Source organism: Vibrio sp. 970, from assembly GCF_033339075.1.
In genome coordinates this window covers 1-953 of the sequence record NZ_JAWOTW010000119.1, presented here as the reverse complement: position 1 = coordinate 953, position 953 = coordinate 1, and the positions used below count along the sequence as shown (strand labels likewise).

General features: G+C 47.5%; 1 protein-coding gene. It reads left to right on the top strand.

Going from position 1 to position 953, the window contains the following annotated elements; all coding sequences use genetic code 11:
• The coding region (locus tag R7Q11_RS25140; RefSeq protein ID WP_225466874.1) for a glutamate synthase-related protein at positions 1 to 953 on the top strand (953 nt) is incomplete at both ends.

Sequence of the window (953 nt, the reverse complement as noted above, 5' to 3'; positions counted from 1 at the left end):
TACTCGGTGCAAGGAGTGACGTTAATCTCCCCGCCTCCACATCACGATATTTGTTCGATCGAGGATTTAGCCCAGCTGATCTTCGACCTAAAACAAGTCAACCCGAATGCCCTGGTTTCGGTGAAACTCGTCTCCGAGCCTGGTGTTGGCACCATAGCCACCGGGGTCGCAAAAGCTTACGCCGACCTCATCACTATCTCAGGTTACGATGGCGGTACGGCCGCAAGTCCACTGACTTCAGTGAAATACGCAGGTAGTCCTTGGGAACTTGGCCTCGCAGAAACCCAACAAGCACTGGTTGCAAATGGCCTTCGCCATAAGATTCGTCTTCAAGTAGATGGCGGGTTAAAAACAGGGCTAGATGTTGTTAAGGCCGCGATTCTTGGTGCGGAAAGCTTCGGATTTGGTACCGCACCAATGGTTGCTATGGGTTGTAAATTCTTACGTATTTGCCACTTGAACAACTGTGCAACGGGTGTGGCAACTCAAGATGAAACCCTTCGTAAAGAGTACTTTAAAGGCTTACCAGAAATGGTAATGAACTATTTTACTGGCCTTGCCGATGAAGTACGTGAGTTACTCGCAGAACTTGGCGTAGAGAAACTGACAGACTTAATTGGTCGTACTGATTTACTTGAAGCCGTCGAGGGATTCACTGCGAAGCAAACCAAGTTGGATCTATCAAACATCTTAGAAGCTCCTATTTCAGCCGAAGGTCATCCACTATTTTGGACGGAGCCAAACAAACCGTTTGATAAAGCCGAACTCAACCAAAAAATCGTTGATGATGCCTTGAATGCTGTCGAAAACAGCCAATCAGCAAGTTTCTTCTACAACGTCATCAACACCGACCGTTCTGTTGGCGCGCGTTTATCTGGTGAGATAGCAAAACGCTATGGCAACCAAGGTTTGGCAGCTTCGCCAATCAAAATCTATCTTGATGGTACTGCTGG